The following is a 23,263-nucleotide window of genomic DNA, read 5'->3' as shown; positions in this document are numbered from 1 at the left end:
ACCGGCTCCAACAAACATTCCCCCTCTCTCTCACCGGCAATCGTGTGGCAATCGTGTGTCCCTAGGGCGCGAGCGGCAGAACGCTCGCACCCGCGGCGTCGAAGGCGAGCCGGTTGGCCGCCCACCCCTCGCCCGCCAGCCGTGCGACCTTGTCGGCCGCACTGTCCTCGGCCAGCGCGAGCACCGTGGGGCCCGCGCCGGAGATGACTGCGGGGACGCCGTCGGCGCGCAGTCGGTTCACCAGATCGACGCTCTGCGGCATCGCCGGGGCCCGGTACTCCTGGTGGAGACGGTCCTCCGTGGCGGGCAGCAGCAGCTCAGGACGCCTGGTCAGGGCCTCGACGAGGAGAGCGGCCCGGCCGGCGTTGGCGGCGGCGTCGACATGCGGAACGGTGCGCGGGAGAAGCCCGCGGGCCGTCTCCGTGAGCACCGGCTTGGACGGAACGAAAACCACCGGAACGACGGAATCGGCGGGATCCATCCTGATCGCGCGCGCCGCTCCCGATTCGGTCCAGGCGAGGGTGAAACCGCCGAGCAGACAGGCGGCGACATTGTCCGGGTGGCCCTCGATCTCGGTCGCGAGCTCGAGCAGCGCCCCGTCGTCGAGCTTCGCGTCGCCCCCTATCGTCACGGCGCGGGCGGCGACGATACCGGCGCAGATCGCGGCCGAGGAGGAGCCGAGACCGCGGCCGTGCGGGATGCGGTTGGCGCAGACGACCTCGAGGCCGCGCGGCTGACCGCCGAGCAGGTCGAAGGCCGTGCGCAGGGCCCGTACCAGCAGGTGGTTCTCGTCCCGGGGCAGGGTCGACGCGCCCTCACCGGCGATGTCGATGTGCAGACCGGAGTCCGCGACCCGGACGACCACGTCGTCGTACAGACCGAGCGACAGCCCCAGGGCATCGAAGCCCGGACCGAGATTGGCGCTGGTTGCGGGGACGCGCACCCGGACGGCGGCGGCGCGGAACGCTGGACCGGCCATCGCTCGACGACTCTCCTTGGTTCTGAACTGCGGGATGTACACGATTGGTTCGAGAGGCAGGAATACCCGTGGGCCTCGGCGGTGGAAACACCGCGACGGCAACGACACCGCGCATATGCGGCGGGCCGGGTTCGGGTACAGCCTATCGAAGGAAGGTTCACCTGCGACATAGGGCGCACAGGAGGCGCACGATGCGTGTCGCGAGCCTCCTGTGCCTCTACGTGTGACGTTGTCCGGGTTGCCATACTTTCCAGTAGGGCAACCGGACGGGCGCAAGCGGTCTTCCGGCCGGATCAGGGCCGCGAGCAGCCCCGTTCACGCCAGGCGCCGCGCCGGACGGCTACGCGAGACCGAGGCGCTCCGCCGCGGCGGCCGCGTCGACCGGGACGGTGACCGGCTGGGGCGCTCCGGCGACCGCCCAGTCGGGGTCCTTCAGACCGTTGCCGGTGACCGTGCACACGATCTTCTGGCCCGGGTCGACCTTGCCCTGCTCGGCGGCCTTCAGCAGACCGGCGACGGACGCGGCCGAAGCGGGCTCGACGAAGACACCCTCCTGCGACGCCAACAGGCGGTAGGCGCGCAGGATCTCACGGTCCGTCACCTCATCGATGAAGCCGCCGGACTCGTCGCGTGCGGCGATCGCCTGCGTCCAGGACGCGGGGTTGCCGATCCGGATCGCGGTGGCGATCGTCGACGGGTCCTTCACGACCTCGCCGCGCACGATCGGCGCCGAACCGGACGCCTGGAAGCCCCACATGCGGGGAGTCCGGGAGGCCATCGCGTCCGCGGAGTACTCCTTGTACCCCTTCCAGTACGCCGTGATGTTGCCGGCGTTGCCGACGGGCAGCACATGGATGTCGGGGGCGTCGCCGAGCGCGTCGACGATCTCGAAGGAGGCGGTCTTCTGACCCTCGATCCGGTACGGGTTGACCGAATTGACCAGCGCCACGGGGTAGTTCTCCGAGAGGCTGCGGGCCAGGTTCAGGCAGTCGTCGAAGTTGCCGTCGACCTGAAGGATCTTCGACCCGTACACGAGGGCCTGGCCCATCTTGCCGAGGGCGATCTTGCCCTGCGGCACGAGGACCGCGCAGACCATCCCGGCGCGCACCGCGTACGCGGCGGCGGAGGCGGAGGTGTTGCCGGTGGAGGCGCAGATGACGGCCTGCGCGCCCTCCTCCTTGGCCCGGGTGATGGCCATCGTCATACCGCGGTCCTTGAAGGACCCGGTGGGGTTGGCGCCCTCGACCTTGAGGTGCACCTCGCAGCCCGTGCGCTCGGAGAGGACCTGCGCCGGGACGAGCGGCGTGCCACCCTCACGGAGCGTGACGACCGGCGTCGTGTCCGTGACCGGAAGACGGTCCCGGTACTCCTCGATGATGCCGCGCCACTGGTGGGTGCCGTTGGTGGTCATGGGTCCCTTACTCCCCTTCAACACGCATGATGCTGGCGACACCGCGCACGGTGTCGAGCTTGCGCAGCGCCTCGACGGTCCCGGAAAGGGCGGCGTCGGGCGCGCGGTGGGTGACGACGACGAGAGAGGCCTCGCCGTCCTTGCCCTGCTGGCGCACCGTATCGATGGATACGCCGTGCTCGGCGAAGACCGTCGCGACCTGGGCGAGGACGCCCGGCTTGTCGGCCACGTCGAGGCTGATGTGGTAGCGCGTCACCACGTCGCCCATGGGGCTCACGGGCAGTTGGGTGTACGCCGACTCGCCGGGCCCCGTTGCCTCGGCGAGCTTGTTGCGGCACACGGCGACGAGGTCGCCGAGCACGGCGGACGCGGTGGGCGAACCGCCGGCGCCGGGGCCGTAGAACATCAGCTGCCCGGCGGCCTCGGCCTCGACGAAGACGGCGTTGTACGCCTCGCGGACCGATGCCAGCGGGTGGCTGAGCGGGATCATCGCGGGGTGCACGCGGGCCGTCACCGACTGCCCGTCCGCCGCCCGCTCGCAGATCGCGAGGAGCTTGACGGTGCAGCCCATGCGGCGGGCGGAGGCCATGTCGGCGGCGGTGACCTCGGTGAGGCCCTCGCGGTAGACGTCGTCGAGCCGTACCCGGGTGTGGAAGGCGATCCCGGCGAGGATGGCAGCCTTGGCGGCCGCGTCGAAGCCCTCGACGTCGGCGGTCGGGTCGGCCTCGGCGTATCCGAGGGCGGTCGCCTCGTCCAGCGCCTCCGAGTACCCCGCCCCGGAGCTGTCCATCTTGTCGAGGATGAAGTTGGTCGTGCCGTTGACGATGCCGAGCACGCGGTTGACCTTGTCGCCGGCGAGGGACTCGCGCAGCGGCCTGATCAGCGGGATCGCGCCGGCGACGGCGGCCTCGAAGTACAGGTCGCGGCCGTGCTGCTCGGCGGCGGCGTACAGCGTCGCGCCGTCCTCGGCGAGCAGCGCCTTGTTGGCGGAGACCACGGAGGCGCCGTGCTCGAACGCGGTGGTGATGAGGGTGCGGGCCGGCTCGATGCCGCCGATGACCTCGATGACGACGTCGATGTCGCCGCGTTTGACGAGCGCGGTCGCGTCCGTGGTGATGAGCGCCGGGTCGATGCCCTCGCGCACCTTGGACGGCCGGCGAACGGCGACCCCGGCGAGCTCCACCGGGGCGCCGATACGCGCGGCGAGGTCGTCGGCGTGCGTCGTCATGATGCGCGCCACCTCTGAGCCGACCACTCCACAGCCCAGCAGCGCCACCTTCAGCGGACGCGTACGCATCATCCGACCTCGCTTCTCATTACTTCTTGGATGTGGACCAGTCTCACCCACCGAACCGGAGTTTCTGCCCTCCGTCCGGCATGCGAGACATCTATCTCAACTATCCGACGTCGAGACGCAGGAGATCTTCCTCCGTCTCACGCCGGACGATCACCCGTGCCTCGCCGTCCGCGACGGCGACGACAGGCGGGCGAAGTGCGTGGTTGTAGTTGCTGGCCATGGAACGGCAGTACGCGCCGGTGGCCGGCACGGCGATCAGATCGCCGGGCGCGAGGTCGGCCGGCAGGAACGCGTCCTTGACCACGATGTCGCCACTCTCACAGTGCTTGCCGACGACCCGGCTCAGCATCGGAGCGGCTTCGGAGGTCCGCGACACCAGGGCGACGCTGTACTCGGCGTCGTACAGCGCGGTGCGGATGTTGTCCGACATGCCACCGTCGACGCTGACGTACGTACGCAGTCCCTCGAGCGGCTTGACGGTGCCGACCTCGTACAGGGTGAAGGCGGTGGGCCCGACGATCGCACGGCCCGGCTCGACGGAGATGCGGGGCGAGCGCAGCCCGGCGGCCTCACACTCACGGGTGACGATCTCGGTCAGGGACTTCGCGATCTCGTGCGGCTCACGCGGATCGTCCTCGGAGGTGTACGCGATACCGAGGCCGCCACCGAGGTCGATCTCGGGCAGCTCGACGCCGTGCTCGTCCCGCACCTCGGCGAGCAGCTGCACGACCCGGCGGGCGGAGACCTCGAAGCCGGCCATGTCGAAGATCTGTGAACCGATGTGGGAGTGGATGCCGATCAGCTCGAGCCCGTCCAGCCTCAGCGCCCGCCGCACGGCTTCCGCGGCCTGACCGCCGGCCAGCGCGATGCCGAACTTCTGGTCCTCGTGGGCGGTGGCGATGAACTCGTGCGTGTGGGCCTCGACGCCGACGGTCACCCGGATCTGCACCCGCTGCCGCTTGCCCATGCTCTGGGCGATGTGCGCGACCCGGACGATCTCCTGGAACGAGTCGAGCACGATCCGCCCGACGCCGGCGCTCACCGCGCGCTCGATCTCCTCCACCGACTTGTTGTTGCCGTGGAAGGCGATGCGCTCCGCGGGCATCCCGGCGGCCAGCGCCGTCGCCAGCTCACCGCCCGAGCACACGTCGAGGTTGAGCCCCTCCTCCTTCAGCCACCTGACGACCGCCCGGGACAGGAACGCCTTGCCCGCGTAGAACACGTCCGCGTCCTTGCCGAAGGCGTCGGCCCAGGCGCGGCAGCGGGCACGGAAGTCGGCCTCGTCGAGGAAGTAGGCCGGGGTGCCGAACTCCTCCGCCAGCCTGGTCACTTCGATCCCGCCGACGGACACGACACCGTCGGCGTTACGGGTGACGGTGTCGGCCCACACCTTCGGGTCGAGGGCGTTCAGGTCGGTGGGCGGTGCCGTGTAGTGCCCCTCGGGGAGGACATCGGCATGACGGGGACCGGCGGGGTGTGCGGATCGGCTCATCGGAATCTGGTCTCTCTCACGTCTCACAGATGGTCGGGCGCGCTGATACCGAGCAGGGACAGGCCACCGGCGAGCACCGTCCCGGCGGCTTCGGCAAGAGCGAGCCGGGAACGGTGGGCGGCCGAGGGTTTCTCGTCACCGACGGGCAGCACGCTGTGCCGGCCGCTGCTCTGGAAGGAGAGAAGAGCGTCGGCGGTGACTTCCAGATGCCGGGCAAGCCGGTCGGGCGCCCTGAGCCGGGCGGCGTCCGCGAGAACGGCGGGGTGATCGCCGATGGCGGCGGTGAGAGCGGGGGCGTCCACATGCTCGTCCGGGCTGCCGGCGAACCCGAGCTGCGCGGCGTTGCGGGAGAGGGCGCGGGCGCGGGCGTGGGCGTAGCGCACGCGGAAGAGGGGGTTGCGCTCGTGCTGGAGGAGGAGGGGGTGAGGGGTGGGTCCGGCGGCCCTGCCGGCGTCGCGGTCGGCCGGGGTGGGGCGGTCGGCCGGGGACCCGTCTGTGGTGGGGCGGTGGGTCGGGAGGCGGTCCGCAGAGGACCCGTCCGCGGTGGGGCGGTCGGGGGTGGGGCTGTCGGTCAAGGGCCGGTCGTGGGCCGCGGGGGCGAGCAGTCCCCATCGGGTGGCGTCCACGCCGAGTCGCCGCAGGAGCGTGGCCGCGTCGTCGGCGGCGGGAACGGGCGCGACGTCTGTACGGAGCCGCCTCTGCGCGTGCTGGGCCTCGATACGGACGCCGAGGTCGGCCCAGACGGGGTCGGCGGCGCCCTCGCAGAAGGTCCGGCTCAGGGTGCCCTGCGAGAGCAGGATCCGGCGCAGAGTGTCGGCCATGACGGCTGCTCGTACGTCGGCGCGGTAGGTGGGCTGCTCGACGGCACCGGTCAGGTCGGTCCAGCCGTACTTCTCGCCGCGCTCCAGGACGTCCCGTACGAGCCGCTGCTGGGTGTCGGACTCGAGGGTGATGTTGAGGAAGCCGGGCCCGGTGATGTCGACCGCGGCGATTCCGGGGGTGGCGGCGATGCGGTGTCCCAGCTCCGCGGCCACTTCGGCGGCCGGCCGTCCCGCCTGCCGCGCCAGCCTCAGCGCGATCCCGGTGGCGTAGTCTCCGCGCCCACCGGGCCGGGGCCGCTCGATCTTGACGACTCCGGGGGCGTCGACGTGCAGCGCACCGTCCTCCACGGCACGGCACACGGCGTGCCGCACGGTACGGGAGAGCTCTGCGGGGGTCACGGGACAAGCGTATGGGAGGAAGGGGGGCACTCCGCGAACCGGTTTCGCGATGCGGTCACTGCGGGGGCGGGCGCGGTAGCGCGGACGGTGGTCGCGGGCGCGGAGGTGCGGGCGGCAGTCGCTGGCGCCGCCGGTCTCCGGAACGCCGTGGTCACGGGCGCGGTCAACCTCTGGCGCTCTCCGTCCGCCCGGCTTCGTGCCTTCCGTCGACGGCCGGCGGGCCACCCTCCCCGGACTCGCGGGCATCCCGGGGTCCCCTGGGGGCCCTGGGCTCCCGGTGCATCAACTGCCGCACGACCCGCACGAGCTCGGCCGGCTCGAAGGGCTTGGCGAGGAAGGCGTCGACCCCGGCGGCGACACCGCAGTCGACCTCGTACTGCGTACAGGCGCTGATGATCGCGAGGGGGATGTGCCGGGTGCGCGGGTCGTCCCGCAGCAGGGCGGCGGTCCGCAGGCCGTCGAGCCTGGGCATGACGACGTCCAGCGTGATGACGTCCGGCTGCACCTGATGCACCACATCCAGACACTCGGCACCATCGGCCGCGGTCACGACCTCGAAGCCCTCCAGCTCGAGGTTGACCCTGATCAGCTGCCGAATCACCCGGTTGTCATCGACAACGAGCACTCGGCCGGACACGCCGGACACAACTCGAGAGTAGGTCCGCGGACAGGGCTGCGTCCGGGTTTTGCCCACTTCCGACCCGTGCGGGCGAAGGGCGGGAAGGAGGGAGGCGGGTGGACGGTTGATCGTGTACGGGGGCGGGGCTCCACGCGGCAGGTCCGCAGGCGGATCGGATCGGGCTGCGGGAGGGCGCTGGGGGCGCTGCCCGGCCAGCCGGCCCGGACCGGGGAAACCCGTTCCGCGGCCCCTCGGAAACCTGTTCCCCAGGACCCGAAATACCTGTTCACGATGACCCTTCGGGAGCTGGTAGGGTTCTACCCGTCGCCACGCAGCAGCGCGGCGCACGCCCCCGTAGCTCAGGGGATAGAGCAACGGCCTCCGGAGCCGTGTGCGCAGGTTCGAATCCTGCCGGGGGCACCCTGTATGAGGTGCCCAAAGACCCCGTCACCAGCGGAAACGCTGAGGCCGGGGTCTTCTTGCGTGTGCAGCCGTATGCCGCTCGGAGCGGGCGTATGTCGGGGTCCGTGGACTATTCGTGGACAGGATCTTGCGGCATCGGCGCAGGTCATGCCCGGAAACGGCGAAGGCCCCCGGACAGGTCCAGGGGCCTCGATCCGTACCGCGCTGAGCGTGTCACTCGTACCAAGAGATCCTCAACGTGGAAGTCGCTCAGCCAGTGGCCTTGGCGATGATGCGGTCCATCTCCTCCCGGCCGAAGGCTCGCAGGGTCGTGCTACGAACGTTGCCCAACGCGCCGACCTGTAGGAGCACCGCGGTGGCAGTCTCGTCGTCTGGCGCCTCTACGACAGCCACGATGTCGTACGGGCCGACGGTCCAGAAGAGGTTCAGGACCTTCACCCCGAGCTTCTGCGCCGCTGCCGTGAAGGCTTCAGCGCGTTGCGGGGTGTCCTTGTAGCCGCGGACCCCCTGGTCGGTCCAGTTCAGCAGCGCAACAAACGTCGGCATGATCCTTTACCCCTGTGAGTAGACGCAACAAGTCGTGGTCAACTCTGAGCACCATGCGCGTAATGCGCATGAGAGGCGCATCTGAACGAGTGATAGAAGCCGGCCTGTTTTAAGGCATGGCGATGCCCCCGGAACAAGTCCGGGGGCATCGGAGCTCCCGTCGTCTGCGATCACTCGTATTCGCGCAACAGATCCTCAATACGCCGGTTGGCGACGTCTTGCCGTCCGTCGAGACACTTCGCGTAGCGGCTCAGCAGGACCTCAACGCTGTTGCCAGCGCGCTCGGCAACCTCGGTGGGGTCAACACCCGCGTTGAGCCGCGTCGAGAGCGCCGAGTGTCGAAGGTCGTACGGCCGACTCGCGAGCGGCGAGGCCGCGACGGCCGGCGGAAGCGCGAGGAGCCGGACCTCCTGCCACACGCGGTAGTAGGTCGAGGACGGGACGACCGAGCCCTTCTCGCTGAAGAAGAGCCGCCCGTCGTCCGCCGTACCGAAGGTGGCCAAGTGCTCACTGAACATGGCGACGAGATGGGGCGGGATAGGCACCCGCCTGACGTCCTCGGTCGGACGGTTCTTCAACCCGCGATCATCGTGGGTCTCCCCCGAGTCGGTCCACTGCTTGCCGACCGATGGACGCGTCCGGTGGAGCAGCGCCGAGCCCCAGCCTTGTCCGGGAAGGTTCAGGTCCGTCTCGACGAGGCCGACCGCTTCCGCCGGCCGAAGACCGCCGAAGCACATGGCGTTCTTTCACGACAAAAAGGATTCCGCTCACGGAAGAAACGCGGTCAGACCTTCCAGGCGCCGTCCATGGAGAACGACACCATCGTGCCCCCGAGAGGACTCGGCTCAGCACTCCACGAGCTGGCGAGCTCGTTCACCAGGCCCAGCCCCCGCCCATGCGCCTCGTCTGCGGCGGGCTGCCGCATGCGGACGTTCGCGGGGAATCCTGGGTTGTGCACATCCACCCGCAGAGACGCACCCACTCGCCACCACTCCACCCGCACCCGCCATGCCTCCTCCGCTTCCCCGTAAAGGATGGCGTTGGTGACCAGCTCCGAGATCATCAGCACACAGTCGTCCAGCGAGCAAGACAGGTCATACGGCTCCAAGAACTTCCGAAACCATCGGCGCGCCCGCGCGACCGACTCCGCTTCCGGGTAGAGGGTCATGCGGCCGACCGACACGGCCCGGGCCGCCGGCTCATCGCGTCGAGCTTCTGCTCCAGTCATGCGCTCCCTACTCCCTACCGGTGCCGTCACACTCGAGACAGCGCCGCTTGGATGTAGCGCGAGCACGACCCGCGGCCGCAGAGAGCGCCAAGGCGGAGCGGGAACTGACGCGCTTCCAGCCCCGCCCTCGACACCCACCACACGGCGCATGCGCAATGCGCCGTAACCCTGCGCCATCTCGGATCACGCTCGTGCCCCCTTTCCAAGTGGCCTTAGCCAGTTACTGGATAGTGGCATTGGCCACTTGGGCACGCAAGCGGTTCGGCGACAGAGCCTCGACTTTCTACGTGATCGGGTAACCCTGCCCGAAGGCCCAGCGCTCAGGGGGATAGGTCGCTTCGGCGAACTCCAGCGGACGATCCTGCAGGTCATAGACCACGTGGTGCACGATCAACACCGCAGATGCCGCTGGCAACTTGAGGTCATCGGCTTCATCGGCGGTGGCGGTACGCGCGCACATGCGGTCCTCGGCGTAACTGCCTTGACGCCCCGTCATGTTCTCCACGTACATCAGCGTGCCCTCGCGGATCCGGTCCGGCTCCAGGAGCTTCGGCGCTCGCTCCCCGACCTCAGCGCCGAACCAGGACGTAGACAGCGTGATCGGTCCTGACTCGTTGTTGGTCACGCGCCGGCGATGGACGGCCCTGCCGCCCGGCGCCAGGTTCAACGCCTCGGCAACATGCTCCGGAGCATCCAGCCAGCCCGCGGAAGTGATCACCGCGTACTCACCGGGGGTGTAGATCTTGCCCGTCTGCTTGGCGCGGCCGTACAACTCGCGGGCTCGTCTGTTCACTTCCAGGCCACGCACGTAGGTGCCTGACCCCTGCCGCTTCTCTACCAAGCCTTGATGGCTGAGCGCCTCCAGGGACCGCGCTGCCGTGGGCCGCGACACATTCCAGTCGGCCGCCAGCTGCCTTTCGGACGGAACCTCATCACCCGGCCGCAAGTCACCCCGCAAGATCTGATCGCGGATGTGATGCGCGATCTGCAGGTACTTGGGCTGGGTCTCTTCAATCTTCGGCATCCGAGCCCCTTGCCTAAGTGGCTATTACCTCTAGCCACTATAGGGTGAGTGGCTACGCCCGGAACCCGTACGCTGACGCGGGTGACGCGCTTGATCGTGGCTGCAGGTGGAGGAGGCGACGCTGTCGCCGCCGCAATGCTCGACGCTGCCCTTTACGGCGACGAGAGTCCAGCGCTCGTTCTCACGTACGCGTGGGACAGACTGCTGATCGACCCCGTACCAGGTCCACGAGGCCCGGCCGGCTTCAAGGGCCTTCGCCCCATCACCCGAAGCGTCCAGGCCGTGCCGGCTGATGCGGCGGCAATCGCCCCCGCAGGATCTACGCTTCCTCGACTCGCCGCAGAGCTTCCGCAGCCTCTCGCCTTGATCGACCCGCACCATGGCGCCGAGGGCATCACGCGCCAGCTCGAAGAGCTCGTCCAGCACCTGGCCCCCGAGTCCATCGACCTTCTGGACGTCGGCGGAGACATCCTCGCCAAGGGTGACGAGCCAACGCTCCGCAGCCCACTCGCGGACGCCCTCACTCTCGCCGCATGCTGCCAACTCAATGCGCCGGTACGGCTCCTGGTCGCCGGCCCCGGCCTGGACGGTGAAGTCCCAGCCGAGGATCTGCGCGACCGCCTGGGCGCGTCAGTCCTGACGCTCACTGCGGAGCACGTCCAGCCGGTTAACTCCGTACTGGAGTGGCATCCCTCCGAAGCCACGGCGATGCTCGCGGCGACGGCCCGAGGCATCCGCGGTCTATGCGAAGTCAGGGACGCCGGCCTTCCAGTGCCCCTCACCAGCGAGGGGCCCACCGTCCACGAAGCGGACCTGGACGACGCCCTCGAACGGAACGAACTCGCACGCGCCCTTCTCTCGACGGAAACTCTCGACGAGGCCGAGCAGTACAGCCGCGAGATCTGCGGGTACTCGGAGATCGACTACGAGCGCAACAAGGCAAGTTGGCTGGCCAGCCAAGCTGAGCAAGAGCTCGATCCGGAAGCCACGCTCCGCCGACTCGACCAGTTCGAGGCCGAAGCCCGATCCCGCGGAGTCAGCCACACAACGTTCCGCCGGATCACGGAGGCCCTTGGGCTCAGCGGCAAGCAGCGCGAGGACTTGAGAGCTCTCCTGATCAACTGCCGCCCGGAGCAGTACGCAGCACCACTTTGGCGCATCCCATCCGAGGTTGAGTAACAACTTTCTTTACGGGTTCAAGGCGGCTCGCTCCGCTCACCGCGCGCGGCCCGGGCGCCGGCCGGGCCTGCGCTCCTGTCTCCGCCCCGCTCCAGCCCGGCCGGCGCCCGTGCCGCGCTCAAAGCAATCAGTCGTCTGATGCCAGAGAATGGGTACGTCGTGGCTGGGGCGGTCGGCTCCACGGCTTTACGGAGCCACTTTGGCGCGAGCCTCGAAGATCATGGCCCCAACGTCGTGCTTTACCGGGCAGGTCCACAGACTGCCCGACGCGCCGGAAGCTTACGGGGCCATGATCACTCGCGCCAAAGCAGCGCCACCCCAAAGCCGTTCCACCGACCTCAGCTTGCGACGTATCCGCGTTCAAAATCACGGCAGGCGGCGCCGTCGCCGTCACATGCCGAGAGCCTGACTAAGCGCAGCTGCCGCCACCGATGTCCCGATCTGGCTAGCTACGTCGAGGGCCCACCGGCCCGCATTGGCCAGGTGCCGGCCGACACGGCCCTCGTCTCCCTCATCTGCAGCTTCCCTTGCGGCTTGAATTTCAGCTACGGCTTGGTAATCCGATGAACTGCTTGCCACGAGGACAAGCTGTTGCTTCAGCCTCTCAAGCTCTAGGGCCAATGCTGGCATGTCAACAGCCAGCTGACGCTGATCTGCCTGCTGAGTGAAACCTTCGGCTTTTGCATTAGGCCCTTGAGCGCCCACCTGATTCTGGGTGTTCTGAAAGTATCCGCCCGAATATTCGTTCGCCATGACAACCTTTCCTATGTTTACCGGGAAGCCCTGACTGATGAGCTGCTCAAGCTTCTCTATCCGATCGACCAGCTCTGGCTCTCCCCGAGCACTTAGCTCTCCAGAGATGCTAGCCATTTCCTTTTTCATGTTACTGGCCAGCCGACGCATTTGCGCCAGAGTGGCTTCACGCTCCTCCAAGAGTGACTCGTTTTCCCGTACAAGCTCCTCCTGGATCATCCGCTCAAATGCTCCGTCCCGCCTATCGGCGTCTTTCACTCGTGACATAAGCAAATCATTTGCAAGAAGCTTTGTCGCGGTCTCCTCTGGCAAGTCTGCATAGGTTGCAAGATAGGCGGCAACTCTGCTAACGATCTCGTTTCGGTCCTGCCCAATTCCGCGAAACTCCGGCATGGCGAAAATTTGGGAAAACGCAGCATCAGACTGTCGACTGGAAGCCAGAAACAGACGCAGCGCCCGCGCCAATGTGTCGGGCCGCGTGACGACCCACGTACCCGATCCGTACACTGACGAGAGGATATCCCGATCAAATCTACGGAACATATTGTCTGCGCTAACGAGGAGTGCACCCGAGAATATCGGACCCTTACCCTTAGGCTTTTGCCGATTAGCTGTTGCTAGCCAAATAGCGACGTCATGGTCCAGAGTGGCGTATGGCTTCTCTCTGTGGGATGGGTACTTATCGGCAATGTAGGCCTTGTACTCCGCCACTAGCTCGGCCCGCTTGCGACTTTCTTCCTGCGACGTGTCCGACTCGCGAAAGATAGTGAATCCCTGCTGCGCCAGAAGAAGAGGAAGGTTCGAATAACGCCCGAGGAAAATATCTACGGAGGTGGCGACTTCACTGTTGAGCTGATGGTACCTCATCTCGATACTAGACATTGCTCGCGGGTAGCTCAGGCGCGCCCGACTGAGAGCGGGAGTGTAATGCAGTTGGCGCAGCCGATCCCCGGCGGCCGACATGGTCTTTTCCAGTTCATTCAGCGTCTTTTCGTGATAGAACACCTTGAATGGGAGTTCATTTTCTTGGAGCAGGCTAAATAGCTCTGCCGAAATTGCATCATGGGGATTCGCATGCGCCCCAATTATGCTGTAGATCACATTGGTGTCTACGAAAATAGTCAGCGCGGGAACATTCTCAATAAGGCTTCCGCGCGTCTCATCATCAAGACCGAGCGCCAAAAAACTAAACGTACTGTTTACAAGTTCTGAGACGTAATCCACGCGATCAGAATTACGCCCGTCAAAGAATACTGCAATCGCTTGAGATATCTCTGGAAGAAGACTGTCGGCTAGGCCAGATTCGGATAGTGCCACCTTAAGCAGGGCTTCTGGTGCATCGCCGCCTGTTAAATCGGCAAATTCACCAGCAGATGGGTCGAGGAGTTTCACGGCGTCCATTCCGTGGCTCAAAAATGCTTTCCCCGCGTACGCGAGCAGGCAAGACCACAGAGCATCGCTCGACTGATCTGAAACAAAATGTTCCACCTCTGCAAGCCAGGATGCCTGTGCTCTACGTTCCAGATTTTCGCCCGACTGGATCTGGTCCATCGTGGCACTCTGCGCCTGCGAGCTCAGCACGTATTGGCTGCGAAAGGTGTTGTAGCTCAAAATCTTTGTTTGGACGGCACGATCGCGCGCAGCCAAAACATCAGCCTCTGATAGAGACAAACCAAACAGCGACTCAATGGCGCTGATCCAGTCTTCCGGCTCCCGCCATGGCCCGTCGCCATAGACCATGGCAACGGGTAGGAGGCCATCCACCACCTGCTGGCTTCGTCCGGTTCCGGATATGGCAGCAACTTGGCACAAGCGACGAAAACGTTTAGTAAAGCGCGGGGCAACGAGCGGTGCCACTTCAGTCGCGCCTCCCCTCGTATGCACCTATGAGACACGGCTGCAACCTATGTCCACCCAGTCCCAGTCTAGGGCTTAAGTGAACGGCCGTCAGCTGGACTGCCGCGTTTCGATGACCGTTGAGCGCGATGGGACACGGAGCTGTGCCGCCCGGCCGAGAGTTCGGGACGGAAAGCCGTGCCAGAGTTGCGGGGAAGCACGGGAACGCCGAGGAACCAGTCAACCGTCCACCAGCCCCCAGCCCCGCTCGGCCTCAGGTCAGCCCTGGAGCAAGCCGCAGTTGCCATTAGCTTTCCAGGCTGAGGGCCCCGGCCCATCGTCACAAGCCGGCCGTCGCGGCTTGCTCTGGTCGACGGCAACAGCAGCGTGGCTGAGGTCGGTGGGGTGCAGCGAGGCACACGCGCACCTGATGGGTCGACGCACCCGCCGTCGTGGCTGACTGTCGTGGCTCGAGTTCAGACGGGTCGCATTGAAAGCGCGAGCACCAGCCCGAACGCCGAGCTGGGCCGTCTCTGGGCCGTCTAGGCAACTCGCGGCGGCCGTTGACGAAGTACGACGACCACCAGGGGGCACGAGCCAACCGCTCCTGAGCGGGGAGGACGCGGGTCACCAAGGGGCTCCGACAAGACGCAGGGCGAGAAGACTGGTCTGAATCGCCCATTGAGACTTCGAGGACCGCTCGGAAAACCTAACGTTCGTCCACATCAGCGGCCGAACACGACAAGCGAACGTCATGACATGGGAAGTAGAATCTCATCGATGGGCCGGAAGCCGACTGGATTCTCAACTACCAATCTCCTTCCAGTGCCGTGATTCACCTCTCCATCCACGATGACCACTCGGCGAGCACGGTGCCAAATGACGGCCTCTTGGTAAGCTTCATAGGGAAGACGAACCCGGATTTCTGACCTCCTCCCCCTGCGTACTGTTGCTTGACGGACGTGTGGACTGGCGAGGTCGCCGCTGAAGTCTAAGAGTTTGAGTGGAGGGGTCTGATGTCTGCGGGTGTCGACCCGGTCGTCAGTGCGCGTATGTCCCGAATCCGGGGGCGCGACACCGCACCCGAGATAAAAGTGCGCCGAGAGTTGCATCGGCGCGGTCTCCGGTACCGGGTGAACTTCAAGCCCGTGTCCACATTGAAGCGGACAGTCGACGTTGCCTTCACAAGGCAGCGAGTCGTTGTCCTGATCGACGGGTGCTTCTGGCATGGCTGTCCGGAGCACTTTCGGCCGGCAAAGGGGGACCGGAAGGAGTTTTGGGCGGCCAAGATCGCTGAGAATCAACGCCGTGATCAGGACTCCACCAGGGAGTTCACGTTGGCGGGATGGACCGTTCTTCGTTTTTGGGAGCACGCTGACCCGGTCGAGGTAGCCGACAAGATCGAGGACGAAGTGATCAGACGGTCCGTGAGTCGGCGGTCGCCTTCCGAGATACCGCGTAGGTGATCTGCTCGCATCGTGCTCTCAAAATGGTGGCTAGCGAGAGCGAGAGGCGCCAATCGTCGTCGGGCAGCGGTGCGGTGTTGGGCTTGGTGACGGCGATGGTGATCAATTGCGACTCGGACTCCGCCCGGCGTAGGCAAGCGTGCCAGACCATGCCCTGCAGGCTGCTCATTGGGCCCCAGGTGATGAAGGCCGACTCACTATCGGGGCCATCGGCGAGGCAACGCATCGGTTTCACGTCCAGTGTCTGCGCGCGGAGGGTCCACCCCGAGCCCATGGCGAGCCGAACGACCGACTGCGGACCGGGGTACTCGCGTGTCGTCATCTGAGCCATCGGCCCGACACCTTCGAGCGCCCGACGGTACTGCTTCGCCGGTCCGTCCTTGATCCACGGGCGTATCTTCTCCGTGGGCATGAACCTAGCGAGTCGCCCGCCGATCTTGGGATCCTTGACGAACCGGTCGTACATCTCCGTCGCTGCCTGCGAAGAGACCTCCTCCCAACGCATGGCGTCGAAGTGGCGGGCTAGCTCCGCGAAGATCTCCAAGCGGATCGGTTCCGGCAGGGTCGCCATCAGCCCCCCTCGACGGGCGGGAACTCCAAACGGACGCTGTCGTCGGCTCCCCCGAGGTCACCCACGTCGGCCATCCATTGGTCCAGGAGTCCCTTTACCCTCAGGTCCTCGAACTCGAACTGGTTCCGTCCGACTGATACCTGCTCGATCTCGCCCTCGGATACCTGTTCTCGCATGTCGTATACCTCGGCCAACCGTCGGATGTCGCTGACGAAGTCCAGTACCTCCACGTGGGTCTTTCCCTTGCGAAGGCGGAGTCCGCGGCCGAGCTGCTGCACGAAGATGCGTCGACTGTGGGTCACCCTGGCGAAGCAGAGAATGTTGACGTCGGGCACGTCGACGCCTTCGTTGAGGATGTCCACGGCGACGAGGATAGGCACTTCTCCTGTACGGAAGTTGAGCAGCCGTGCCCGCCGCTCCCGTGTTTTCAGCCTGGCGTGCAGCGTCTCGGACCGCTCCCAGCCGGGCCGTCGGGCGAGCAGGTCGCGCATCCGCTCGGCGTGCTCGATCGTCTGGCAGAAGACGATGGCCCGCGGGTTCGTGGTCTGGTCCCAGACCTTCTCGAGGTGTCCCCGAACCGACTCATCCCGCTCGGGGATGAAGAGACGCTTGTTCAGGTCCTTGATGGAATAGCCGTGCTCGGAGGCGTGGCGGACGAAGTCCCAGTCAATGTTGTCGGCGAACACGCGGTACTTCACGTCAGCGAGGTAGCCCAGTCTCATGCCCTCCGAGATGGACACCCGCTCAACTGGTTCGCCGAAGGTCCGCTCAATATCGTACCGGTCGCCTCGCCAGGGCGTGGCCGTCACACCCATCCGTTTGGCCTTGGGTAGCAGACCCATCATCGTGGCGTAGTTCCCGGTCTCCCCCACGTGGTGCGCCTCGTCCACGATCACCAGCTCGGGGGCGTAGCCCGCTTGGATGTAGTCACGTGCTGTGTTCGATACGCCGAAGGTGACGCCTGGCAGGGAATCGGGTTTCGAATCGCCGTGCAGCAGACGGGTCGGTACGTCCTTGGGGATGTCCCGCCACATCGCCCGTTCGAGTTGTTCCACGAGGTCGATCATGTGCGCGGTGACCAGCACCTTGGCTCCTGGGTTGGCGAGGAGGAATCGTCGCAGCAACCTGCCGGCGACGACCGTCTTGCCAAGGCCCGTAGCGAGGTAGATGAGTGCCTCACCGGTGTCCTCTAGGGCGGCCCAGGCCGCTTCCACGGAACGGTCCTGATAGGGGTGGAGGTCGAACGGTGTGACTCTCTCCGGAGCGCGATCGTAGATCGTCGCCAGCCGTCGGCCGTCCCAGAGGGTCACGTTGACTCCGACGTCCCTCAGTGCGTCCGCCCGGTTCTTGGCCTTCTGGGTGAACGCCCGATTGGTGACCACGACCGCTCGGTGTATCGCGTAATGCCGCATCGCCGCGTGGGTTTCGTCCACGGCATCGCGATCCACATTGCCCGACTTCTTCCATTTCGACTGGAAGATCCAATCCTCACCGTTGAGTCGGCCAAGGAGGTCAGCACCTTTATCCCCGGGACCATCGATGTTGACCACATCCGTGAACGAGATCAGGCCGAGCAACCGCTCCAGCTGGCGCGTGAAGCCCTTCGGGCCTTCCTCAACGAGGAAGGCCGGCTCTAGGAATGATCTGTTCATGCCTGGACGATCTCCGCGTCCAGTAGGTCCGCGGTAAGGAGCAGGCGGGACAGTTCCAAGGTGTTCTGCAGGGGTGGGCCCATCACCATCCGCTTAAGGTCGGTGAGGAAGGCGCTAACACGGGCCACTTGGTCCGCCTGCGTCTCCTCGCCGAGCGCAGAGTAAGTGGTGCGGAACAACCCGCCGTCCAGTACCAGTTCGGGACCGCTCGTAACGAGGTCGAGGACGCCCTCGACTCCCAGGTAGCGCGCGAATTCTCCGTTTTCCACCGCTGCCTTCCAATCGACGTCCGGTGCCACCGCGATGGCGTACGACTCGGCGGCCCGCTTCGACTGACCGGACAGGGCGGACCAGAACGTGGCCGCGTCCTTCGAGGTGAGATCGGCGAGCCGATCTCGCAAGCCCTCCAGCAGCATCTCCGCGCGACTACGCACCGCGCTGGAGTCCACCCGCCGGTCCGGGAACTGCTCGAGGATCGAGGTCACCAATCCGTCAATGGAGCCCGATACGGAGTACACGCTCTTCAACTGCGGTGCCGCGCAGACGAGCGCGACGTTCAGTGGGGACCACCCGTACCGCGCGATCAGCGTGGTAGCGGAGTCCACGTAGATCTCTACCTCGCCAGCTACGATCCGAACCACGGCCGGCTGCCGGTGGCCGTCCTTGAGCAGTTCGACTCCGGAGGTGACGTAGACGCGAAAGACCGCCTGAGCGGTACCAAGGCGAACTTCGCGGTCAGTGTCGGGAAGCAGCGTCGCGTGCTCCCTGTACCTCGCGAAGCGCTGCTCCTCGGTCTCCGGCCGTGTCTCTGCGGCTGGCTCCGGCTGCTTCTGATCTTGGGACGATGAGTGGCCGTCGGCCGCCCCCGTCCCCAGATGTCCAAGCCCCTCCCCGTTGAGCCAGTCATCCTCGTCGGACGGCGGTGCCGGCTCCGGCGGTGGCCCATTCTTGACCCGATCATGATCGGCCGCAGCCTCGTACCACTTCTCGTCGGTCTGATACTCCGGATCCCCGCTGCGGAACTTCTGTGCCCATCTCTTCGCCTCATTGTGGATGGCGGTACTGCCGTTGCCCGGCATGAGGTACCGGAGACCCGGTTTGTTCTCCCGGAAGGCGTTGAAGAACCTACTCATCGGAGAGTCGTTCTCGCGATTGAACAGGCGCTTGGCGAGCTGCGGACGCAAGGGCAGGTCGCCTCGCACCTTCTCGACCATGTATCGCCACTCCGGCGACGACGTGTCGAAATTGGTCTTGCGGACGTTGACCGGCGCGTGGTCGAGATGGATCTCGCCGACGATGCGGCCCATACCGAGTTCGATCGGATACTCCAGCTCAATGTCTCCGTCTGGCCCCTCCCAGTCGAACAGAGACCTGTCCCTTGTCGTAATCGCGCGCCCGCTCCGGAGAAACGTCAGACCGAAGTCGGACTTATCAGCGAACCTCTGCACGCCCAGCCAGCCCACGATCCGGCGCTCTCGCTCCTGGATGTCAGTGCTCTCACAATCGACGCATCGGTCATACCTTGAGGTGTACCAGCGCCCACAGTTCATACAGGCGAAGGCGTTGGTGAGTGGCACGTGGATTTGTTTCGCAGCAGGCGCCTCCGCAGCCTTGTACATGACCGACCGGGTCGGGTCCCAGATACACGGAACGAGAGGGGGCACCTGGCGGGAGTTGACGTACAGGCGCTGGTTCAAACCGCCCATCAGCTGCGCCCCCGAATGAGGGCCATCGGGATCACGCAGCATGTACGTGTAGATCCGCCCTAGGTTCTTGCTGACCTCCCGGATCGAACTCGCCGACTTCAACTTGACGACTACGTCTTCGCGGAGGTTCGTCACCGAGACGAGAGTGCCGTGCTCGTCGGGATCCTTCCGCTCGTAACGAAGGGGCACCTCATACGACGACCGTCGCTGCATCTCTCTGAGATCGATGGTGGCAGTGATCCATTGGTCGTCGCCACGCCGTCCCGAACGGACCTCCGTTACCGTGCCAAGGCGGGCCGTGGCGATGTTGAAGCCCATGCCGAACAGGCCGAGGCTGCCGAACCGTTGCTTACCCGACGTGCCGGCGCTCAGGGCATACCGCAACTCCGCCGGAGACATCCCCCGGCCGTTGTCGCTCACAACAACCTTGGCAGCCCGGTTCACCTTGCCCGCCGTGGGCAGGGTGATGTCTATTCGAGGTTCCAACGTTTCATCGACACGGGTGGCCTCGACGAGTTCGTCGAGACAGTTGTCGATCAACTCGCATAGGCACTGGTGAAGTTGGAGGTCGACCTCCGCGATCATCTCCAAGATCCGGGGGGAGGGCGTCAAATTGAGGGTGCCGGGTCGCGTCTCCGTCTCCGTCATGCTTCGGATCCCTCCGCGCGCAGGGCGGCGTGGACGCTGTCGGCCACGACCCGCGCCAACTCGACTGGGACCGCGTTGCCGAGCTGGCGCATCGCCTTGCCCCAAGGGCCATGCAGCTCGTAGTCATCCGGGAAGGTCTGCAAGCGAGCACTTTCCCTGACCGTGAAGTAGCGAATGGAGCCATCCGCCTCACGCAGCATGTTCTCGCCGCCGGGGACCCCGTGATGCCCTGCTTTCAACGTCTTCGCCGGCCAGTCCATCGGGCTACCAGTGTGACCAGGGTAGGAACGAGCTCCGGGTTGAAAGACGTGGTTGAGGACGCCCGCAGTACCTGTCAGCTTTGGCTCGGGAAGTCCGGCCAGCGCGTCGCGTATGGTGCGCCAGCGCTCATGGACCTCGTCCGGCCGCAGTTCCGCAGGTATGGGGACGTTAGGCCGTTCCGGGCGTTTCGCCTTGGGCACTTCATGTTCCTGCCAGTACTCGCCAGTTGTCCACTGAGCATGCAGAAGCGCGCGCCTCGAATGTGTAACATGCGGGAATTCCCAGGTCACGTCCAGATCGTTTCGGAAACCGACCAGGAAGACGCGCTGGCGCTGCTGCGGCACGCCGTAGTCCGCCGCGTTAGCGAAGGCGGGGGTGACCCGATAGGCCAACTCTTGGTTGCTGACGTCCTTGCCTGCCGCCCGGAGCCGCAGCAGGTGATCCCCCCACAGTTCGTCAGGTTTCGCGGCGAGGAGGGGCAGCGAAAGCCTGGCCTGGATGTACTGGAAATAATCGGCGAACCTCGGGCGCGCCAGACCCCTCACGTTCTCGATGATGAACGCACGGGGCCTCAGATGGGCGATCGCCTCCGCCGTGGCCGGGAACATGTCACGCTCATCGTCGTCCGCCTTACCGCGGCCGCCAATGGAGAACGGCTGGCACGGCGGGCCAGCGGCGACGAGATCCACCTCGTCAGTGATGCGGGACCAGTTGAAGTCCCGCACGTCGCCCTCCTCAACGTGCCAGTTCGCGACGAGCTCGTTCCCCCGGGCCTGGTTCTGTCGCACCGTGTCACAGGCCCACTTGTCCAACTCCAGGGTCGCCAGCGGGTCGAAACCGGCCTCCTGACAACCCAGCGCGAGCCCGCCAGCGCCAGCGAACAACTCCACGCTCGCGAGCCGGGCGGGCGTGTTCCTCATCAATAAGAGGGAGGGGTGGCGAACGGTAACGCTCGCAGGAACGACCGCAGTCTCAGACATGCACTTCTTTCCAACCATAGCCCTAGTCCGAACATCATGATGCCGCACAATCCGACGACCTCGCCAGGACCTACGGGTCTCTTGATCGCCTTCCGGGCTGTGGCTACTTGGCGCCACGGTTGAGGCGACGTCGCCGAGATAGCCAGCGACTGGATGCGCGCGGTCGCCTCCGCGCCGCCCACCGACCTGGCTGACGCCTGCCGCGCTTGGTGCGAGCAAGACAACAACCGGGCCAGCATGTTGCCAACGGCGTAGTTCAACGTGCTGCCCAGGAGGCAACCAACCTCTGACGCACAGCGTCGGCGACGTCCCGCTGCCCGCCTTCTCGCCGAGCACCGCGTGCGGCCGTGTGGAACCGATGACCCTGAGACACCTGCTCGACCGTCACCTCTGAACTACGGTCCTCGCGTTTCGCACGACGTCCTCCCGAGACTCCCCGGATAGGGCTTGGGCGCAGCGACATGCTTCCCACCCGCCCCATAGGGCACGCCAGTTCAGATGTCATCCGTTCGTGCGGCAGACTCGAACGGGCGGGATATGGCCGCTGGTGCGCGTGCGCTGGACTACTGGGTGGTCAAGACTCAGCGAACACCATCGGCCAGCAAAGGCTTCGGCGGAACCGCACTCTGCGCTGTTGACTTCGGCGCCCTTGTGTTCGCGGAGTACAGACGGCCCGTGGACCAAACGTGGACGGAGAGCGCACTGTCTGTCGCCTATAGACCCGTGAACTGCATGAACGTCGGAACACGCAAGGCCCTCCGGAGCCGTGTGAGCAGGTTCGAACCCTGCCGGGCACAGCTCCAACTCGCTGTGCCACATGGGACATCACGCGGACCGCCGTGCCCTGGACACGGGTGGCGAAGGCTCCACAGCCCGGGCAGCCCGCGCCGCCTCGTCCGCCGTCCCCGACGGTCCCATCGGCGAGCCGCTCGACCCGCACGACAGACACCCCCGGCGAGGTCGAGCAGCAACATCATGTCGTTGACCATGTCCGTGGCTCTTGCACGATCGTTCTGCGTAGAGGACACGAATAATCACTCAGGGCCGCAGGCATCCTGGACCCGTCGCCATGCCCGAATGCGTCACGACGATCGGCCGGGTGTGGTTCGCTGCCGGGGTGACTCAGGACTTGGAGATCGTCGCATTCGAATCCGCCGAGGCGTTCGAGGCATGGCTCGGCGAGAACCACGCCGTCTCGCCCGGCATCTGGCTCAAGCTGCGCAAGAAGGGCCCCGGGGTCGTCGCGCTGGACTACGCCCAGGCGCTCGACGGGGCACTCTGTTACGGCTGGATCGACGGCCAGAAGGCCAAGTTCGACGACCAGTGGTGGCTCCAGCGGTTCACCCCGCGCAGGCCGAGCAGCAAGTGGTCCAAGATCAACCGGGACAAGGTGACCACCCTGATCGAGCAGGGCCGGATGCGTCCACCGGGGCAGGCCGAGGTCGACCGGGCCAAGGCGGACGGCCGCTGGGAGGCGGCGTACGACGGCGCGAGCACCGCCACGGTGCCGGACGACCTCGCAGTGGCCCTGACCGCCGACCCGGCTGCGGCGGCCTTCTTCGAGACGCTGGACCGGCAGAACCGCTACGCGATCCTGTACCGGATCCAGGACGCCAAGAAGGCCGAGACCCGGGCGCGCCGGATCGAGAAGTACGTAGCGATGCTGGCAGAGGGCGAGAAGCTGTACCCGTAGTCGCGGAGAGGGCCCACGACTCGCGGGGTGCCCTGGGCTCCCGGCACGCCTACGGCCCCGGCAGCAGTCACCCGGCGCCCTCGCCGGATCTCGGATCCCGGCGCTTGACCACCTCCCTCCATGCCGAACTCACCGACGCCGTGGCGTAGTCGTGCTTTTCCAGCCCGAAGCCGGCACGTCATACATGTCGCCGACCAGCCGGGCGCCAGCTGAGGATCAACCGCTTCCCGGTAGTCGCGGACCGCGGCAGCGTGCCCCGCTCATCTGCCGAACCGCCCC

At 66.0% G+C, this 23,263-nt stretch carries 17 protein-coding genes, 1 tRNA gene and 1 pseudogene; 4 read left to right on the top strand and 15 right to left on the bottom strand.

All coding sequences use genetic code 11. The annotated features are described in order from the left end of the window. Window positions 1–61: 61 nt before the first annotated feature. The 6 genes from thrB to ACTMTU_RS16400 form a co-directional block, all read right to left on the bottom strand. Window positions 62–979, bottom strand: coding sequence for a homoserine kinase (thrB, locus tag ACTMTU_RS16425; RefSeq protein ID WP_441264201.1), 918 nt, complete (start codon window positions 977–979; stop codon window positions 62–64). Window positions 980–1,319: 340 nt separating this feature from the next. Then, complete coding sequence (thrC, locus tag ACTMTU_RS16420; protein WP_441264200.1) at window positions 1,320–2,390, bottom strand: threonine synthase; 1,071 nt, start codon at window positions 2,388–2,390, stop codon at window positions 1,320–1,322. Window positions 2,391–2,397: 7 nt separating this feature from the next. Then, window positions 2,398–3,687 (bottom strand): homoserine dehydrogenase, encoded by a 1,290-nt coding sequence (locus ACTMTU_RS16415; protein ID WP_037776291.1) that lies wholly within the window; start codon window positions 3,685–3,687, stop codon window positions 2,398–2,400. Window positions 3,688–3,787: 100 nt separating this feature from the next. After that, window positions 3,788–5,179 (bottom strand): diaminopimelate decarboxylase, encoded by a 1,392-nt coding sequence (lysA, locus tag ACTMTU_RS16410; protein WP_441264199.1) that lies wholly within the window; start codon window positions 5,177–5,179, stop codon window positions 3,788–3,790. Between the two features lie 23 nt (window positions 5,180–5,202). After that, window positions 5,203–6,399 (bottom strand): ArgS-related anticodon-binding protein NrtL, encoded by a 1,197-nt coding sequence (gene nrtL, locus ACTMTU_RS16405; protein ID WP_441264198.1) that lies wholly within the window; start codon window positions 6,397–6,399, stop codon window positions 5,203–5,205. Between the two features lie 163 nt (window positions 6,400–6,562). After that, the gene (locus ACTMTU_RS16400) at window positions 6,563–7,036 is read right to left on the bottom strand and encodes a response regulator (protein WP_441264243.1); all 474 of its coding nucleotides are present in this window, start codon (window positions 7,034–7,036) and stop codon (window positions 6,563–6,565) included. A 330-nt stretch (window positions 7,037–7,366) separates the two neighbouring features. Here ACTMTU_RS16400 and ACTMTU_RS16395 point away from each other — a divergent pair. After that, a tRNA-Arg gene (locus ACTMTU_RS16395) sits at window positions 7,367–7,438 on the top strand. Between the two features lie 252 nt (window positions 7,439–7,690). Here ACTMTU_RS16395 and ACTMTU_RS16390 read toward each other — a convergent pair. From ACTMTU_RS16390 to ACTMTU_RS16375, 4 genes and pseudogenes are all read right to left on the bottom strand, one after another. Next, entirely contained in the window at window positions 7,691–7,987 is a 297-nt protein-coding gene (locus ACTMTU_RS16390; protein ID WP_031077045.1) for a GYD domain-containing protein, read from the bottom strand. 170 nt (window positions 7,988–8,157) lie between these two features. After that, a pseudogene (locus tag ACTMTU_RS16385) lies at window positions 8,158–8,724 on the bottom strand (tyrosine-type recombinase/integrase); the annotation flags it as partial. 47 nt (window positions 8,725–8,771) lie between these two features. Next, the gene (locus ACTMTU_RS16380) at window positions 8,772–9,215 is read right to left on the bottom strand and encodes an ATP-binding protein (protein ID WP_441264197.1); all 444 of its coding nucleotides are present in this window, start codon (window positions 9,213–9,215) and stop codon (window positions 8,772–8,774) included. Window positions 9,216–9,498: 283 nt separating this feature from the next. Further along, window positions 9,499–10,239, bottom strand: coding sequence for a GntR family transcriptional regulator (locus ACTMTU_RS16375; RefSeq protein ID WP_441264196.1), 741 nt, complete (start codon window positions 10,237–10,239; stop codon window positions 9,499–9,501). A gap of 135 nt (window positions 10,240–10,374) precedes the next feature. Here ACTMTU_RS16375 and ACTMTU_RS16370 point away from each other — a divergent pair, with 135 nt between their 5' ends. Beyond that, on the top strand, window positions 10,375–11,418 hold the full coding sequence (locus tag ACTMTU_RS16370) for a DUF1152 domain-containing protein (RefSeq protein ID WP_441264242.1): 1,044 nt from the start codon (window positions 10,375–10,377) through the stop codon (window positions 11,416–11,418). A gap of 390 nt (window positions 11,419–11,808) precedes the next feature. On the opposite strand, the gene ACTMTU_RS16365 is transcribed toward ACTMTU_RS16370, so the two are convergent. After that, window positions 11,809–14,028, bottom strand: a complete 2,220-nt coding sequence (locus ACTMTU_RS16365; RefSeq protein ID WP_441264195.1) for a hypothetical protein — start codon at window positions 14,026–14,028, stop codon at window positions 11,809–11,811. 995 nt (window positions 14,029–15,023) lie between these two features. Here ACTMTU_RS16365 and ACTMTU_RS16360 point away from each other — a divergent pair. After that, on the top strand, window positions 15,024–15,473 hold the full coding sequence (locus ACTMTU_RS16360) for a very short patch repair endonuclease (RefSeq protein WP_441264194.1): 450 nt from the start codon (window positions 15,024–15,026) through the stop codon (window positions 15,471–15,473). On the opposite strand, the gene ACTMTU_RS16355 is transcribed toward ACTMTU_RS16360, so the two are convergent. From ACTMTU_RS16355 to ACTMTU_RS16340, 4 genes are read right to left on the bottom strand one after another with little or no spacing between them, the layout of a single operon-like run. Continuing rightward, window positions 15,424–16,044 carry a hypothetical protein gene (locus tag ACTMTU_RS16355; RefSeq protein ID WP_441264193.1) on the bottom strand — a complete coding sequence of 207 codons (621 nt, stop codon included), beginning with the start codon at window positions 16,042–16,044 and terminating at the stop codon, window positions 15,424–15,426. The two genes, ACTMTU_RS16360 and ACTMTU_RS16355, sit on opposite strands and share 50 nt — an antisense overlap. Beyond that, the gene (locus tag ACTMTU_RS16350; RefSeq protein ID WP_441264192.1) at window positions 16,044–17,696 is read right to left on the bottom strand and encodes a helicase-related protein; all 1,653 of its coding nucleotides are present in this window, start codon (window positions 17,694–17,696) and stop codon (window positions 16,044–16,046) included. Before ACTMTU_RS16350 ends, ACTMTU_RS16355 begins: the two co-directional genes overlap by 1 nt. After that, window positions 17,693–20,050 carry an ATP-binding protein gene (locus tag ACTMTU_RS16345; protein ID WP_441264191.1) on the bottom strand — a complete coding sequence of 786 codons (2,358 nt, stop codon included), beginning with the start codon at window positions 20,048–20,050 and terminating at the stop codon, window positions 17,693–17,695. Before ACTMTU_RS16345 ends, ACTMTU_RS16350 begins: the two co-directional genes overlap by 4 nt. After that, window positions 20,047–21,231, bottom strand: coding sequence for a DNA cytosine methyltransferase (locus ACTMTU_RS16340; protein WP_441264190.1), 1,185 nt, complete (start codon window positions 21,229–21,231; stop codon window positions 20,047–20,049). The genes ACTMTU_RS16345 and ACTMTU_RS16340 overlap by 4 nt, the downstream gene beginning before the upstream one ends. A gap of 1,159 nt (window positions 21,232–22,390) precedes the next feature. Here ACTMTU_RS16340 and ACTMTU_RS16335 point away from each other — a divergent pair. After that, complete coding sequence (locus ACTMTU_RS16335; RefSeq protein WP_441264241.1) at window positions 22,391–22,984, top strand: YdeI/OmpD-associated family protein; 594 nt, start codon at window positions 22,391–22,393, stop codon at window positions 22,982–22,984. The last annotated feature ends 279 nt before the right edge of the window (window positions 22,985–23,263 follow it).

It is taken from the genome of Streptomyces sp. OZ13, from assembly GCF_052068155.1.
Lineage (GTDB): Bacteria > Actinomycetota > Actinomycetes > Streptomycetales > Streptomycetaceae > Streptomyces.
Note: the sequence above shows the minus strand (reverse complement) of the source record. Positions and strands in the feature narration are given on the sequence as shown.